The 14,476-nt window shown below is 62.9% G+C and carries 14 protein-coding genes; 9 read left to right on the forward strand and 5 right to left on the reverse strand.

Going from position 1 to position 14,476, the window contains the following annotated elements; genetic code table 11:
- From VGO12_RS29680 to VGO12_RS29705, 6 genes are all read left to right on the forward strand, one after another.
- Positions 1–624 (forward strand): extracellular solute-binding protein (locus VGO12_RS29680; protein ID WP_327516326.1); only part of this gene is annotated, 624 nt, incomplete at its 5' end.
- Positions 625–643: 19 nt separating this feature from the next.
- On the forward strand, positions 644–1,600 hold the full coding sequence (locus tag VGO12_RS29685) for a sugar ABC transporter permease (RefSeq protein WP_327516327.1): 957 nt from the start codon (positions 644–646) through the stop codon (positions 1,598–1,600).
- Entirely contained in the window at positions 1,593–2,405 is an 813-nt protein-coding gene (locus VGO12_RS29690; protein WP_327516328.1) for a carbohydrate ABC transporter permease, read from the forward strand. The genes VGO12_RS29685 and VGO12_RS29690 overlap by 8 nt, the downstream gene beginning before the upstream one ends.
- A gap of 4 nt (positions 2,406–2,409) precedes the next feature.
- On the forward strand, positions 2,410–4,116 hold the full coding sequence (locus VGO12_RS29695; protein WP_327516329.1) for an amylo-alpha-1,6-glucosidase: 1,707 nt from the start codon (positions 2,410–2,412) through the stop codon (positions 4,114–4,116).
- 29 nt (positions 4,117–4,145) lie between these two features.
- On the forward strand, positions 4,146–5,180 hold the full coding sequence (locus VGO12_RS29700) for a LacI family DNA-binding transcriptional regulator (RefSeq protein WP_327516330.1): 1,035 nt from the start codon (positions 4,146–4,148) through the stop codon (positions 5,178–5,180).
- A gap of 125 nt (positions 5,181–5,305) precedes the next feature.
- Positions 5,306–7,318: a beta-galactosidase gene (locus VGO12_RS29705; protein WP_327516331.1), complete on the forward strand. Its 2,013-nt coding sequence runs from the start codon at positions 5,306–5,308 to the stop codon at positions 7,316–7,318.
- A 45-nt stretch (positions 7,319–7,363) separates the two neighbouring features.
- On the opposite strand, the gene VGO12_RS29710 is transcribed toward VGO12_RS29705, so the two are convergent.
- Positions 7,364–7,858 (reverse strand): SRPBCC family protein, encoded by a 495-nt coding sequence (locus VGO12_RS29710; protein ID WP_327516332.1) that lies wholly within the window; start codon positions 7,856–7,858, stop codon positions 7,364–7,366.
- Position 7,859: 1 nt separating this feature from the next.
- A complete protein-coding gene (locus VGO12_RS29715) occupies positions 7,860–8,243 on the reverse strand; it encodes a metalloregulator ArsR/SmtB family transcription factor (RefSeq protein ID WP_327516333.1) in 384 nt (127 codons plus the stop codon).
- A gap of 208 nt (positions 8,244–8,451) precedes the next feature.
- On the opposite strand from VGO12_RS29715, the gene VGO12_RS29720 reads away from it, so the two are divergent.
- A complete protein-coding gene (locus VGO12_RS29720; protein ID WP_327516334.1) occupies positions 8,452–8,949 on the forward strand; it encodes a DUF2165 domain-containing protein in 498 nt (165 codons plus the stop codon).
- Positions 8,950–9,044: 95 nt separating this feature from the next.
- Here the strand turns inward: VGO12_RS29720 and pcaF are convergent, their stop codons facing one another.
- The 3 genes from pcaF to VGO12_RS29735 are packed head-to-tail and all read right to left on the reverse strand — an operon-like array spanning position 9,045 to position 11,904.
- A complete protein-coding gene (pcaF, locus tag VGO12_RS29725) occupies positions 9,045–10,250 on the reverse strand; it encodes a 3-oxoadipyl-CoA thiolase (protein WP_327516335.1) in 1,206 nt (401 codons plus the stop codon).
- The gene (locus VGO12_RS29730) at positions 10,250–11,032 is read right to left on the reverse strand and encodes a CoA-transferase subunit beta (protein ID WP_327516336.1); all 783 of its coding nucleotides are present in this window, start codon (positions 11,030–11,032) and stop codon (positions 10,250–10,252) included. The genes pcaF and VGO12_RS29730 overlap by 1 nt, the downstream gene beginning before the upstream one ends.
- An 11-nt stretch (positions 11,033–11,043) precedes the next feature.
- Entirely contained in the window at positions 11,044–11,904 is an 861-nt protein-coding gene (locus VGO12_RS29735; protein WP_327516337.1) for a CoA transferase subunit A, read from the reverse strand.
- 175 nt (positions 11,905–12,079) lie between these two features.
- On the opposite strand from VGO12_RS29735, the gene VGO12_RS29740 reads away from it, so the two are divergent.
- Both VGO12_RS29740 and VGO12_RS29745 read left to right on the forward strand, forming a co-directional pair.
- Complete coding sequence (locus tag VGO12_RS29740) at positions 12,080–12,835, forward strand: IclR family transcriptional regulator (RefSeq protein ID WP_327516338.1); 756 nt, start codon at positions 12,080–12,082, stop codon at positions 12,833–12,835.
- A 590-nt stretch (positions 12,836–13,425) separates the two neighbouring features.
- Positions 13,426–14,325 carry a GAF domain-containing DNA-binding protein gene (locus VGO12_RS29745; RefSeq protein ID WP_327516339.1) on the forward strand — a complete coding sequence of 300 codons (900 nt, stop codon included), beginning with the start codon at positions 13,426–13,428 and terminating at the stop codon, positions 14,323–14,325.
- Positions 14,326–14,476: the final 151 nt, after the last annotated feature.

Below are 14,476 nucleotides of genomic sequence, written 5' to 3' on the forward strand. Positions count from 1 at the left end.
AAGTACATCTCCGACGATGGCAAAAAGATCGACGGCTACATGAACAGCGATGCGGCCGCGCAAGTGCTCGACATGTTCGCCGACATGGCCAAGACGCAGGAAGCGATCACGCTGAACCTCGGCGACGACACGTCGGGCAGCACGCTCTTCAAGGGCGGCAAGATCGCCATGTTCCAGAGCGCCATGTGGTCGAAGTCGGGCATCGACGCATCCGGGATCAAGTATGGTGTCGCACCGCTGCCGAAGTTCGGCGACAAGACCGCCCATTCGGCACTTGGCGTCTCGGCGATTTCGATCGCCAAGGATGCGGCCCACCCGGATCTCGCCTGGGAGTTCGTCAAGTTCTTCTCCTCGCCCGAAGCCGTCGCCATGCGCATCAACGATCTGCCGGTACGCACCAGCGTCGCGGAAGAAAAGGGCATGACCAAGGACCCGATCTACAAGCCCTTCTTCGACATTCTCGCGACCTCCAACACCGAGACCCACGCGTTCCTGAAGAACGCCAACTGGGGCAAGGTCCAAGACAATCTCGCCCGCGCCATCGAGGCGACGATGATCGACCAGGGCAATGCCAAGCAGCATCTCGACGATGCGGTCAACCGCTCCAAGCGTCTGATCAAGTAAGAAAAGGGAGTACGGGGAGATGGATATGACCTATGCCGGTGCAGAGCCAAAGGTGGCAAAGCGCAAGCGCTCCGCCATCGCGCGCTATGCAGCGCCCTATCTGTTCATCTCCCCGTGGATCCTCGGGTTCCTGTTCTTCACGCTCGGCCCGCTCGTCTTTTCCTTGACGATGAGCTTCTACGACTGGCCTGTTGTCGGTGAACGCACCTTCGTCGGGCTCGAGAACTATCGTTCCATGCTGTTTGAGGACCCGCAGTTCTGGGAGAGCCTCTGGATCACGGTGAAGTTTGCGGCAATCTATGTGCCGTTCAACATCGTCATGTCGTTCCTCCTGGCGCTGATGCTGCATCACATCACCTTTGCGAGCGGCTTCTTCCGCACGGCCTTCTATCTGCCGAGCGTGATTTCCGGCGTCGCACTCGTGACGATCTGGAGCTGGATCTACAGCCGCGAATACGGCCTTTTGAACTTCATGCTCTCCTTCATCGGCATCGACGGACCGAACTGGCTCGGCGATCCGAACCTGGCGATCGTCGCGATCATCATCGCCAGCCTCTGGGGCCTTGGCGGCACCATGCTGATCCTCTTGACCGGGCTGAAGGCGATCCCGAAGGAACTTTACGAGGCGGCGACAGTCTCGGGCGTTCCCGGCTGGGCGCAGATGGTGTTCATCACCCTGCCGATGCTGGGGCCGATGCTGCTCTTCACCTTCATCACCTCGATCATCTCCGCCTTCCAGCAGCTGACGATCGCGCTGCTTCTGACCAAGGGCGGGCCGCTCGGTTCCACCTATTTCTTCGCCATGTACATCTACGACAACGCATTCAAATATTTCGACATGGGTTATGCCGCCGCCGGCTCCTGGGTGATGTTCATCATCGTGCTTCTGCTCAGCCTTGGCGTCATGCGCTGGTCTGCCGCCTGGGTCTATTACGAAGGCGAAGTCCGCGAGAATGATGGAGACCGCAATGCGTAAGACGCTGCTCTATTCCGCGCTCATCCTGCTGTCGGCGCTGTTCATCGCGCCGTTCTACTGGACCTTCATGACGGCGATCAAAAGCTCGGCCGAGCTTTACCAGTTCCCGCCGGTCTTCTGGCCGTCGGAATGGCACTGGGAGAATTTTGCCGCCGCCTGGAACAAGCAGCCGTTCGGCACCTACCTGACCAATTCGCTGATCGTGGTGGCGCTGTCGACCATCGGCCAGCTGATCTCCTCGTCGCTGGTTGCCTATGGCTTTGCCCGCTTCCGCTTTCCCGGCCGCGACCCGCTGTTCATCCTGCTGCTCGCCACCATGATGATCCCGTGGGACGTGAAGATGATCCCGCTCTACATGGAGTTCAACCTGCTCGGCTGGATCAACACGCTGAAGCCGTTGATCGTGCCCGCCTACTTCGCCGATGCGTTCTTCGTCTTCCTGCTTCGCCAGTACATCATGACCGTGCCGATGGAGATCGACGAGGCGGCCCGCATGGACGGCGCCAACGCCTTCGACATCTACTGGCGCATCCATCTGCCGCTGATGATGCCGGCGCTGGTTCTGGTCGGTACCTTCCACTTCATGAACGCCTGGAACGACTATCTCGGCCCGTTGATCTTCCTCAACGACCAGTCGAAGTACACGCTCACGCTCGGCCTCTCGATGTTCAAGGGCCTGCACGAGGTGGACGTGACTTCGATCGCGGCGATCACCGTCATCCTCTGCCTGCCGCCGCTCGCCCTCTTCTTCGTCGCCCAGCGCTACATCATGGATGGCGCGGTCGGCTCGTCGGTGAAGGGATAACGGCATGCTGTTTGACATCGACACCGTGCCCTTCAGCCGCAGGGGCCGCTTCCTGACGCTCTCGATGATGCGCGTACCCGGCCGTGACGGCGAGCGTGCGCTCTATCTTCGCCACGTCGCCGGCGGCGACGAGCGGCCGTCGCTCGGACGCCTCTGCCGTGTCGAGTTCCTTGACGCGGATGGAAGCACCGCGACACCCGTGCTCGTGCTTTCGCCGGAACGGCTCGACGCCCGCATAGGCGAGGGCGAAGTCACCTTCGTCATCGGCGAAGGGGAGCGACTGCACGTATCCGGCAATCGCGCCGGCGTGCGCTTGCATCTCGAAGGCTCGCGCTACGATTACGTCTACCGCACGCCGACTGGCGAGGATTGCCTTGTCGCGGCGGTCGAAAACGTCAAGTTCGTCCCGCGGGCGATCACCGGCGACCTGAAGGTCACCGGCGCGTGGCAGCGAGACCATTCCGAAGACGTGTCCTTCGCGTTCTCGGGGACCGGTGCCTTCGAGGGCAATGTCGATTTCTTCCGCACCGTGCCGCCGGTGGATCGTCCCGGTGACTTCGCTGCGGCGCTCTCTGGTTCGTCAGCCGAATTTGCCGAATGGCACGCACGTGTTCCCAGGGGTGTCGAAGGCCAGGACGAGGCGCATCGGCTGGCGAGCTATCTGCTCTGGGCGAACGGCGTTCCCGCCGGTGGCGCGCTGACGCGGCCAGCGATCTACATGTCCAAGAACCACATGATCAACATCTGGAGCTGGGACAACGCCTTCTCGGCGCTTGGCGTCGCCGCTTTCGACCAGGACCTGGCCTTCGACCAGTTCGCCGCGATCTTCGACCATCAGGACGCGTCAGGCCTGCTGCCGGATTACATCAACGACCGCGACGTGCTGTTCGCCTTCACCAAGCCGCCGGTGCATGGCTGGGCGATTTCGCTGATCGCAGCTGCCGATCCGGGCTTCCTGACCGCGGAGCGCAAGTCTTACCTGCGCGATGCCATCGGCAAACAGGTCGATTACTGGCTGACCCATGGCCGCAAGGATGCGGCGAGCCTGCCCTCCTACTTTCACGGCAACGACAGCGGCTGGGACAACGCCACCTTCTTTGCAGAGGGCGGCCCGGTCATCTCGCCTGATCTGCCCGTGTTCCTGATCCTTGCCTGTGAGGCGCTGGCGGAATTGCTGGAAGACGACGCGGATCGCCGGGCGATGTGGCGGCAGAAGGCCGACGACCTGCAAGCCCTGCTGTTCGAGCGACTCTGGACCGGCGAAACTTTTGGCGCGCGGTTGGCCGCGGATCCGCAGCGCGTGCTGCCCGGCGACAACCTCATCCAGTTCATGCCGCTGCTTTTGGGTGCGCGGCTGACGACTGGGATGCGCGAGAAACTTGTGGCGCGGCTTGCCGCCGGCGGCTTTGTCACCGAATGGGGTCCGGCAACCGAAAGCCCGAAGAGTTCCTTCTACGAGGACGACGGTTACTGGCGCGGGCCGATCTGGGCGCCGACGACGATGCTGCTGTGGGACGGCCTTCGCCGGCAAGGGCAGATTGAACTGGCCAATGAGGTCGCGGAAAAGTTCTGTTCACTTGCCAGCAAAAGCGGTATGGCCGAAAACTTCGATGCGCGCTCGGGGAGGGGGCTTCGCGACCGCGCATTCGCCTGGACATCCGCAGTCTATCTTCAGCTGGCGGCATCGCTCAGCCGACCCAAATCTTCGTGATCTAGCAACCCGTGACGAACCGAGACGCCATGCAGAGACCGACGATCAAGACCATCGCGCAGGAGACGGGGCTTTCCATCGCCACCGTGTCCAAGGCCCTGAAGCATTCGCCTCAGGTCCGCCCGGAAACGCGCGCGATCGTGATCGAGGCGGCGGAGCGTGTCGGCTACGAGCTCAACATGCACGGCGTGCAGTTGCGTACCGGCAAGACCTACCAGGTCGCCGCGATCATGACCGCGCCGGGCCCGAAGCAGAACGAATGGGAAGGCGTTGAATACGCCCAGCTCCTGAGCGGCATTTCCTGGGCACTCGAAGACAGCCCCTATCGCGTTTCGCTCTATGCGGTGCGCAACTTCGAGGAAAGCCAGGCGGTCATCAAGCAGATCGTGTCGCTGAAGAAGGCAGACGGCATCATCATCTCGGGCACCCGCGCCGACGACCCGCGCATCCGCACCATGCAGGCGGCGGATTTCCCTTTCGTGACCTATGGCACCAGCATCCACAACGCGCCGCACGCCTATGTCGATGCCGACAACGAGCAGATGATCCGGGTGTCGATGGCGCGGCTGGTCGAGCGCGGCCATCGTCGGATCGCGCTGCTCAACCCGTTGTCCGATTTGAGCTACGGCATCACCCGGCTCGAAGCCTACAAGCATGCCCTCGAAGTGGCAGGCCTTCCCTACGATCCGGCGCTTGTCGCCCACGGCCGGCTGACGCCGGCCTTCGGCCGCGAAAACGTCCTGACGATGTCCGAGCTCGGCAATCCGCCGACCGCCTATATCTGCGCCAACGAAGCCTCGGCGCTCGGCGCCTTCTCGGGTTTTCACGAGCGCGGGCTGGTGCATGGGCGCGACGCTGTCATCAACGCCACCGACGATCTCAACGTCAGCCAGTATTTCGCGCCGCCGATCACCACCTACTATTTGCCGATCAGCGAGCCGAGCAGCCTGCTCGGCGCCTATATCCTCAGGCGCATGGAGGGTGAGCCGCCGGAGGCGCTGCAGGCGCTTTTGATGCCGAACCTCGTCGAGCGCTGCGACGACCGCCTGAACCCGAACCGTTGACGATATCTCGCCCAATCTGGGCGCCCTTTTCATGCCTTTGGATATAAACGTTTATATTCGAGGCGACGCCGATAAAACCCGAGGCCGAAACCAACCGGCTGACAGAATGACGAAGGACCGGACCCGTGCACATGCCCATGACCAGAACGAACCGCTTCAACGCTAGAGAACAGCAGACCGACATGCTGGAACTTGGCGTCTGCTACTATCCGGAGCAGTGGCCGCGCTCGAAATGGGAAGAGGATGCGGGCCGCATGGTCGAGCTCGGCCTTGCCTGGGTGCGCATCGGCGAATTCGCCTGGGCGAAGATCGAGCCACGGCCCGGTGAATTTCACTGGGAGTGGCTGGATGAGGCGATCGAGGTGCTTGGCAATGCCGGCCTCAAAGTGATCCTGGGCACCCCGACCGCCGCACCGCCGAAATGGCTGATCGATCGCCACCCAGACATTCTGCCCGTCGACGTCAAGGGCGTGGTGCGCAAGTTCGGCGCGCGCCGCCATTACTGCTTCTCTAGCCGTCGCTACCGCATCGAGGCGGCGCGGATTTCCGAGGCCATGGCCGAGCGCTACGGCAACAACATCTTCGTGCATGCCTGGCAGACCGACAACGAGTACGGCGACCACGACACGATCTACAGCTATTCCGACGAGGCCCTGCGCGCCTTCCGCGAATGGCTTGAGGCACGCTATGGCACCGTCGAGGAACTCAACCGCGCCTGGGGCACCGCCTTCTGGGCGATGAACTACCTGGGCTTCGATGAGATTGAGCTTCCGAACAATCTCGTCGAGGAGCCGAGCCCGACCCATATCGTCGACTACATCCGCTTCTCGTCGGATCAGGTGAAGAGCTTCAACAAGGCGCAGGTCGACATCATCCGCAAGCACTCGCCGGGCCGCCCGGTGACGCACAACTTCATGTCGCAGAACACTGACTTCGACCACTACAAGGTCGGCGAGGACATCGATATCGCCTCCTGGGACGTCTATCCGATGGGCGGGCTGCTGAACGGCCGGCTCTCCTCGGAGGACAAGGGGCGCTACCTGCGCGTCGGCGACCCGGATCAGCCGGCCTTCAACCACGACCTCTACCGCGCCGTTGGCAACGGTCGCGTCTGGGTGATGGAACAGCAGCCGGGGCCGGTCAACTGGGCTTCGCACAACCAGTCGCCTGCCGACGGCATGGTGCGGCTCTGGACCTGGCTCGCCTATGCCCATGGCGTCGACATGGTCTCCTATTTCCGCTGGCGCCAGGTGCCGTTTGCGCAGGAGCAGTTCCATGCGGGTCTCCTGTTGCCGAACAGCGAGGCCGACCAGGGCTATCTCGAAGTGGCGCAGGTGGCCGAGGAAATGAAGCGGCTGCCGAAGGGCGAGCACCGCGAAAAGGCGAAAGTCGCGATCCTGCTCGACTACAATTCGCGCTGGGCCACCCGGGCTCTGCCGCAGGGCCGCACCTATCTGGCGTCACAGATCGCGCTCGACTGGTATTCGACCGTTGCCCGTTTCGGTGTCGATGTCGATATCATCGGTCAGCACTCAGACCTTGAGGGCTACCAGCTGGTGCTCGCGCCCGATCTCGTCATTCCGGATCAGGCCTTCGTCGAAAAGCTTGCAGCGTCGGGCGCCAAGGTGCTGTTCGGACCGCGCAGCGGCAGCAAGACCGAAGACATGCACATTCCCGAAGGCCTGCCGCCGGGTCCGCTCGCCGCGCTGATCGACGTCAGCGTCGCGCGCGTCGAATCCCTGCCGGAGTTCCATGCCGAAAGCGTGCTCTATGGCAACGAGACCTATTCGGCTGGCGTCTGGCGCGAGACGGTTCGCAGCAGCGAAACCGTGCTTGCGACCTTCGAGGGCGACTATCGCAACGGCGCCCCGGCGCTCGTCGGCAACGACAAGGCGCGCTATCTGGCAACCGGCGCGCGTGGCGGCTTGCTCGACAAGGTGATCGGCGATGCATTGGGCTGGGCTTCGGTCGAGGCACTGGCGGATCTCGGCGATCTGCGCATCACCCGCCGCGGCAAGCTCGCCTTTGCCTTCAACTACGGCAAGACGGCTGTCGACCTGCCGGCACCCGCCGGCGCGACCTTCCTTGTCGGCGGCCGCAAGCTCGGTGCCGTCGATGTGGCGATCTGGACCGAATGACGACAGTGCCGTGGGCGGAGCTCTCCGCCCACGGCCCTTCCATGATCATTTCGCGAATTCAGAAGCAAGCATGCCTTCGAGGCGGTCGTAGCCGATCGCGATACCGCTCTCCATTGGCGACTTCAGCACCGCGTCGCGCGTCTCGGTCGAAGAGTAGATGACCGTAGTCGTGACCGTGGTGCGCCCGCCAGCCTCGACGAAAAGCGTCGTCACCTCGGTCTGGCCGCCCGTCCAGTCCTCGTCGAACAGTTCTTCATGGACGATCCGGTCCGGCGCGTCGATCTCGCGATAGGTGCCGCCCATGCCCATCTCGGTGCCCTCGGTGTTTTTCCAGACATAGCGAAACGTTCCGCCGGGCCTCAGGTCGATCTCGCAGACGGGCAACGACCAGCCGTCCGGCCCGGTCAGCCAGCGCCTGACAAGCGCCGGCTGGGTGAAAGCGTCGAATACCAGCCGGCGCGGCGCGTCGAAGGTCCTGACGATGCGAACCTCGCGATCGCCATGGGCCGTCACCAGAAGTTTGTTCGATGGGGTGTTCATGTCAGTCCTCCTTTGTCGTCAAATCGGTGGGATGGGTGGTCGACGGCTGTGTCGCGGCATCGGCCTTCAGCTCCTCAAGCAAGGTATCGAGCCGCGCGAAATTGGCTTCCCAGAGCTTGCGGTAGTCCTTCAGCCAGTCAGTTGCCTCGGCGAGCGGATCGAGTTCGATGCGGCACGGCCGGCGTTGCGCGTCGCGGCTGCGAGACACCAGCCCGGCGCGCTCCAGTACCTTCAGGTGTTTTGACACCGCCGGCTGGCTCATGGCGAAGGGTTCTGCGAGTTCGAGAACCGATGCCTCGCCGAGAGCAAGGCGAGCGAGGATGGCCCGCCGTGTCGGATCGGCGAGGGCTGCAAAGGTGGCGTCGAGGCGTTCGGATGGCGTCATTTATATAACCAAGTAGTTCTAGAACTTGTTGGTTATCTTATGGCGCGCGGGAAGAGTCAAGTCGGCTGCGTCCGACGTGAACATGAGCATCCTTTAAGTTGTGGAGGAGGCATGTTAGCGCCCCGTTTGCCTTCCAGGCGGGCTATGGCTGGATCGGCGCCGGCGGCCCGGATTTTGGCCGGCCGGCAGCGGACAGGAGTACCAGACCATGAAAATCATTCGCATTGCCAAAACTGCAGCCGTCGCTGCCATCGCCTTGTTCTCGACCCTCGTCGCCTTTGGCAACATCACCGACTACGCAACGAACTTCGCCTTCGTCCAACATGTGATGATGATGGATACGATCTTTCCCGATGCGGCGATCAAGTATCGCGCGATCACCAGTCCGGCACTGCACAACCTGTTCTATATCGCGATCATCGCGGCCGAGACGCTGACGGCGCTGCTCTGCTGGCTTGGCGCCTACAGGCTGGCCACGAATCTCAACGGTGGCGCGCGCGAATTCAATCGGGCGAAAACCGTGGCGATCGCCGGCCTGACGCTCGGCTTCCTCGTCTGGCAGGTCGGCTTCATGTCGGTCGGCGGCGAATGGTTCGGCATGTGGATGTCGAAGCAGTGGAACGGCGTTCCCGACGCCTTCCGCTTTTTCATCACCATTCTGCTGGTGTTGATCTTCGTGGCGCAGCGCGACGAAGAAACCGCGTGACGAGAAAGGGGAGCCGTCCCAAGACGGCTCCCGATCTGCTTCGGTTGGTGCCTGGCGTTATGCAGAACCGGCCAGGCCCCGTTGCCTCAGAGGCTTCAGACCCTCTCAAGCGCGATGGCGATGCCCTGGCCAACGCCAATGCACATGGTCGAGAGCGAATAGCGTCCGCCCGTCTCGTGCAGTTCGAGCGCCGCCGTGCCGGTGATGCGGGCGCCGGACATGCCGAGAGGATGACCGAGCGCGATCGCGCCGCCATTGCGGTTGACGCGCGCATCATCGTCGGCAATGCCGAGATCGCGCAGCACCGCGAGCCCTTGAGAAGCGAAGGCCTCGTTGAGTTCGATCACATCGAACTGCGACTGCTTGAGACCCAGTCGCGCCATCAGCTTCTTCGATGCCGGCGCCGGCCCCATGCCCATGATGCGCGGCGGTACGCCGGCGGTGGCACCACCGAGGATGCGGGCAATCGGCCGCAGGCCGTATTTCTTGATGGCCGCTTCTGAGGCGATAACCAGCGCCGTTGCGCCGTCGTTGACGCCCGACGCGTTGCCGGCTGTGACTGAGCCGCCATCCTTCTTGAACGGCGTTCCGAGCTTGGCGAGCGCTTCCATGGTTGTTGCGCGCGGATGCTCGTCGCGCTCGACGATGACGGGCTCGCCCTTGCGCTGCGGGATCGTCACCGAAACGATCTCCTTGGCCAGCCGGCCATTGCCTTGCGCTGCGGCCGCCTTCGCCTGGCTGCGGACGGCAAAGGCGTCCTGGTCTTCGCGGCTGACATGAAAGTCGGCGGCGACGTTTTCGCCCGTCTCCGGCATGGAATCGACGCCGTACTGGTTTTTCATCAGCGGATTGACGAAGCGCCAGCCGATGGTGGTGTCATAGATCTCGGCATTGCGCGAAAACGCGGTGTCGGCTTTCGGCATCACGAACGGCGCGCGCGACATGCTCTCGACGCCGCCTGCGATCATCAGCTCGGCTTCGCCGGACTTGATGGCCCGCGCCGCGGCGATCACCGCGTCCATGCCGGAACCGCAGAGGCGGTTGATCGTGGTGCCGGACACGCCGACCGGCAGGCCCGCCAAGAGCGCCGACATGCGCGCGACGTTGCGGTTGTCCTCGCCCGCCTGGTTGGCGCAGCCGAAGATCACGTCGTCGACCGCGTCCCAGTCGACATCGGCATTGCGTTCGATGAGCGCCTTCAATGGGATCGCGCCGAGATCGTCCGCCCGGACGGAGGAGAGCGAGCCGCCGAAGCGGCCGATCGGGGTGCGGATGTAGTCGCAGATGAAAGCTTCGGCCATTATGCAGCCTCCTTGTCGCCCTGGTGCGCCTTCTTGGTGCGGGCATTGATATCGCGAAGGGTCGCAAGTTCAAGCTCTGTCGGCGCCGGCGTCTCGATCACCTGATCGGCGAACCGGATGGCCCAGCCGCAGTTCTCGACGATCTGGTCGCGGGTCACGCCCGGGTGGATCGAAACCACGGTCAGTTCCTTGGTCTCAGGATCCGGTTCCAGGATGCAGAGGTCAGTGATGACGCGGGTCGGCCCCTTGGTCTTCATGCCCAGCCGTTCGCGGTGGTTTCCGCCTTCGCCGTGACCCATGGAGGTGATGAAGGGCAGCTTTTCGACGAAACCGCGTTTCGACAGCGCCATGGTGATGAAGATGCGGCCGCAATTGGAGGCGATCTCGGGCGCGCCGCCGCCGCCGGGCAGGCGGACCTTCGGATGGTCGTAGGGGCCGACGACGGTGGTGTTGAGGTTGGCGAATTTGTCGATCTGGGCGCCACCAAGAAAGCCGGTGGTGATGCGCCCACCCTGCAGCCAGTAGCGAAACATTTCGGGCACGGGGACCGTGAAAAGGGCGGTGTCGCAGAGTTCGCCGTCGCCGATCGACAGCGGCAGCACGTCCGGCTTGGTGCCGACGGTGCCGCTCTCGTAGATGAGCGTGATGTCCGGCGCGTGGGTCAGTCGGGCGACGTTGCAGGCGGCGGAAGGTGCGCCAATGCCGACGAAGCAGACGTCGTCGTTGGAAAGCGCCCGCGCAGCGGCGATCGTCATCATTTCGGTGGGGGTAAAGTCGCTCATTCCTATCCTCCTCAGGCCGCTTTTGCCGACTGCTTCCCGGCATGCTTGGCGAAATCGTCAGGCGTGGCGTCAAGTACGTTGGCCTTGATCCAGGCGGTAAAGCTGTCGCGGTCGCGGGCGATCTCGTCCCAGCCGATGTAGAAGGCGTTGGAGCGCGGATAATAGCCGTGCGCATAGGACGGGAAGGCGCCGCCCGGAACCTGGGCAACAGCGGTCACAGCCCAGCTCGGCAAAACGAGCGAATTCGGCGACGGTGGGTTGAGCTCGTCGACGATTTCCTCGACAGTCACGATCGAGCGCCTGGCTGCAAGCACCGCTTCCTTCTGCACCCCGACGATGCCTTCGATCAGCACATTGCCCTTTTTGTCGGCGCGCTGCGCGTGGATGATCGTAACGTCAGGGCGGATCGCCGGAACGGCGGCGAGCACTTCGCCGGTAAACGGGCAAGTGACCGACTTGATGTTGGGGTTCACCTTCGGCAGGTCGGCGCCGATATAGCCGCGCAAGGTCGCAAACGGCAGGTTGGCAGCGCCCGCCTCATAGGCGTTGGCCATGGCCGCGTGCGAGTGCTCCTCGATCTCGAGCGGCCGCGGCCACTGGTTTTCGACCGCATCGCGGAAGCGGTGCAGCGAGCCGACGCCGGGATTGCCGCCCCAGGAGAATTTCATGCCGCGCGCCGCACCCACACCGATCAACTGGTCATAGAGAATGTCGGGCGTCATGCGCACGAGATAGAGATCCTTGCGGCCCTGGCGGATCACTTCGTGACCGGCAGCATAGGGTATCAGGTGGGTAAAGCCTTCCATGGCGACGGTGTCGCCATCCCGGACATTCTCGCCGACGGCCTCGGCGAGCGAAACGATCTTCGCCATGTTTCCTCTCTTGGTCGTTGTTGTCGGCACCTGCAGTCCCGGTGAGGCGGCGGGCACCCGTTCTTTCGCGGGCCAGTAAGCGCCGATCGGTCGAGCGGGTCAAATATTTTGTGCGATATTTGACTTTTGTTCTTATATCGCACAAAATGGCGGCTGATATCGAAAGGGAGTGGCGATGCGTGAGACCGATTTCGTCAGTGGATTTGCGCGCGGGCTGACGGTGATCGAAGCCTTCGATGAAGAGCGGCCGAAGCTGTCGATCGCCGAGGCGTCGAAGATCACCGGCCTCGATCGGGCGACGGTGCGACGCTCGCTTCTCACCTTGTCGGAGCTTGGTTATGCCGATTACGACGGCAAGTTCTTCGCGCTGACGCCGAAGATCCTGAGACTCGGTCACGCCTATCTCTCGGCAACGCCGCTGCCGACGATCGTCCAGCCCTATCTCGATCAACTCTCTGACCGCGCCGGCCAGAGCGCTTCGGCCTCGGTGCTCGATGGCACTGAGATCGTCTATATCGCGCGCGCCTCCCAGAAGCGGGTGATGTCGATCAATCTGACGACCGGCTCTCGTCTGCCCGCCTACTGCGCCTCCATGGGTCGCGTCTGGCTGGCCGCACTGCCGGAGCAGGAGGCCCGCGCGATCCTGTCCCGCTCGAACCTGAAGGCGAACACGCCCTTCACGAAAACCGACCCCGAGGATCTGACCGCCGAGTTCGGTCGGATACGCGCGCAGGGCTATGCGCTCATCGACCAGGAACTGGAGCTCGGCCTCTGCTCGATCGCCGTGCCGCTTGAAAACGATCGTGGCCGGATCGTTGCTGCGCTCAACATCGGCGCGCCGGCGGCGCATGTACCGGCGACGGAGATGGTCGAGCGCTATCTGCCGCTGCTCAAGGAAACGCAAGCGGCGCTGCGGCTGGTGCTGAGATAACAGCCTTCTGCGTCGGCGCCCGGTACCGCAAGAACTGGAACATCTTGGTCGGCGCTGATTTCCCGTACTCGAACGACTGGCGACGGACGAGGATGGTCAGCGCCGGCGCGCCCTTGGCCGGCGCGCTGTCTCCCGGCAGGCAGCTCCACGTGTGCAAGCCGGTCTTTCTGCTCTGATCCATTGGTCCGCAGCGCGTCCACAGCTGCGGCGGCCGAAGGTCGGTCACTGACCCAAAAATGGGTCTCGAGTTGATGCAGTTTGCACTTGCATTCTTTCTACCTACAAATTCTAGTGGTCCACGCGAGCGGATGCTGGCGGCGAAAAGAAGCGCCGGCTGACGACGATGGAGGGGGCCATCGCACCGCAAGAGCCAGTTATTTTGTCAAATTTTGCCCGGCGCGGCCTCCCGGCGACGTCTGGGCGTTGCTGCCGTTTTACGACCCGGACTTCCGGGAACCCGAATTTTCACAGACCGATTTTCATTTTCCTGTTTCGATATTGTGACCGTAATGAATGAGCGATTGCACCCGTCCGACCATTCCGCCAGCTTGCCCCCTTACGAACTGATCGCGACGACCGAGCCGCCTTGCATGGCCGCGGGGGCACACGACTGGGCCTATCTGGCCGCCACCCACCTTATCGGAATGCCGGCCAAAGCGGCGATCACCGCGATCCTGGAGGAAACCGGCAAGCTTGCCGGCGCGGATCGGGCGTGGATGTTCGAGTACAGCGACGATCTTCTGCGCTTCCGCAACACGGAAGAATGGGTGCGGGGCGATGTGTCGTCGCATGTCGACGACCTGCAGCAGACGCCGGTGACGATGATCGGCTGGCTGCATCAGTGGCTTGTCGCCGGCAAGGCTGTGATGATCAACGATGTCGCCAGGCTGCCGCGTCCGGCACGCGCATTACAGGCGGAGATGCTTCGCCAGAACGACAAGAGCGTGCTCTGCGTGCCGGTCTTTCACGAGGGCAGGCTGCGTGGCTGCATCGGTTTCGATACGACGATAAGAATGCGTCGATGGCCGGTCGAGGAAATCCACGAACTTGCCCGCTGCGCGACGCTGATCGCGATCGCGCGCTATGGGCGCACGCAGGCCCGCGGCGAGCGGGATCGGGGTGACGCCGCGACACCGTCCACCGGGGGCGACCCGCTCGTCCATCTGCATATGCCGGGGCGCACTCGCGGTGTGCCACTATCAGCAATCCTTGGGCTTCGTTCCGCCAAGGACTACACCCAGATCTGGCTGAAGGACGAGGTCGCGGTTCTGGATCTGCGCCCGCTGTCATTCTGGATCGGCCTGCTGCCGAAGTCGAACTTCCTGCGCATTCACCGGACCGCGGTGATCAACCTGTCGCACGTGACCGAACTCGACCGGCATTCCGGTCCGACGAAACAGGCCTGGGCCGTGCGTCTTCGCAAAACAGACGAATCCTGGACCGTATCTCGCCCCTACAGGCAGGAATTGCGCAGCCGTCTCGGCATCTGAGATTTTCCACAGAAGGCCAATATCGCGCTTTGTCGCTTCGTCGAACCCGTAGGTTGTTTCGTCGATCAGACGTTGCCGCTTTAGAGTTGCTATGCGAGCGAGCTTCCTGGGACACTTTTTAGACGATGGCGGGGGGCAAGCCTTTGAAAAA

Origin of the sequence: Ensifer sp. (assembly GCF_035999135.1) — a bacterium.
Classification (GTDB): domain Bacteria; phylum Pseudomonadota; class Alphaproteobacteria; order Rhizobiales; family Rhizobiaceae; genus Ensifer.